The organism is Bradyrhizobium sp. PRIMUS42 (genome assembly GCF_023006515.1).
Taxonomy (GTDB): domain Bacteria; phylum Pseudomonadota; class Alphaproteobacteria; order Rhizobiales; family Xanthobacteraceae; genus Bradyrhizobium.
This window is the reverse complement of record NZ_JALBGZ010001181.1, coordinates 1-1,216: the sequence shown is the minus strand read 5'-3', so window position 1 is coordinate 1,216 and position 1,216 is coordinate 1. Positions and strand designations below refer to the sequence as shown.

The 1,216-nt window shown below is 65.6% G+C and carries 2 protein-coding genes and 1 pseudogene; 2 read left to right on the top strand and 1 reads right to left on the bottom strand.

What is annotated here, in order from left to right; genetic code table 11:
- The coding region (locus MOV75_RS38820) for an SDR family oxidoreductase (RefSeq protein WP_247008125.1) at window positions 1-570 on the bottom strand (570 nt) is incomplete at its 3' end.
- Between the two features lie 121 nt (window positions 571-691).
- Between MOV75_RS38820 and MOV75_RS38815 the strand changes: the two genes are divergently transcribed.
- Window positions 692-1,066, top strand: coding sequence for a response regulator (locus MOV75_RS38815; RefSeq protein WP_246932778.1), 375 nt, complete (start codon window positions 692-694; stop codon window positions 1,064-1,066).
- 55 nt (window positions 1,067-1,121) lie between these two features.
- Window positions 1,122-1,216: pseudogene (locus MOV75_RS38810) on the top strand (LysE family translocator); the annotation flags it as partial.

Sequence of the window (1,216 nt, the reverse complement as noted above, 5' to 3'; positions counted from 1 at the left end):
GGTCGCGACGCCGCCGGGATGCACGACCGACAGTCTGACGGGGCTGCCCGCCACTGCGAGCTCGTGCCGCACGCTCTCGGAAAAGCCGCGCACCGCGAATTTCGCCGCCGCATAGGCCGATTGGCCCGGCGGCGCGATGATGCCGAAGATCGAGGAGAGGTTGACGATATGCGCCTCCGGTCTCGTCTTCAGATGCGGAAGGAAGGCGCGCGTGCCGTGCACCACGCCCCAGAAATTGATGTCGAACAGCCAGTCCATCTGCGCCTGGTCGATCTCCTCGAACGAGCCCATTAGCGCCACGCCGGCATTGTTGACGACGATGCCGAGCGCGGGATGCGCCGCTATGGCCTCGGCCGCGAACCGTGCGATGTCGCTCGCCTCGCCGACGTCGACGCGGTGCAGGCTGACCTTGCGTGTTGCTCCGATCTCCGTCGCGAGGCTCTTCAGCCCGGCTTCGTCGCGATCGGCCAGCGCGAGATCGCAGCCACGATGCGCAAGCTCGATGGCCAGCGCGCGGCCGATGCCGCTGGCCGCTCCCGTGATGGCGACGGCGCCGCGAATCGCAGTCATGATGTCCCCCGTCAAGCCCTCGTCGATGGAACTATGATTTACATTTTTTCAGAATGGAACCGAACCGAGAGCGAATTGGCTCCTTAACATACGTTACGCAAGCAAGCATTGGGAGACGCTGATGGGACAAGCACAGCCATTTCGTGCGACAGCGCTGATCGTTGAGGATGACGTCATGCAGCGGGAGATGCTGAGTCTTCTGCTGGAAGAGAGTGGTTACCAGGTCATCCAGTGCGAAAGCGCCGAGGCCGCCGAGCGCGTGCTCGACAAGAGTGCCGGCGTGCTCTGCCTGATGATGACCGACGTCCAGCTTGCCGGCCGCATGAACGGGGTCGAGCTCGCGCATGTCGCCAAGGACCGCAATCCCAGGCTCGATATCGTCGTCACCTCCGGCCGCCCCCTGATGCAGCCCTTGCCCGCGGGCGCCAAGTTCTGGGCCAAACCCTGGGCGCCACTCGACGTTCTGCGCGAGGCCGAGCTCGCACAGCTGTCCTGAGGGGCGCCGGGAAGGTCGGCTTTCTCCCCGCGAGGCGGGCTGATAAGGTCCGCCCATGTCCTGGTCCTTCCTGCTCACCTCGCTGATCGTCGTCGCCTCGCCCGGCACCGGCGTGCTCTACACGCTGGCCGCCGCGCTCACCCGCGGCTC

Coding starts and splice junctions, on each gene's coding strand:
- MOV75_RS38815 (WP_246932778.1), top strand. CDS start 692: ATGGGACAAGCACAGCCATTTCGTGCGACAGCGCTGATCGTTGAGGAT.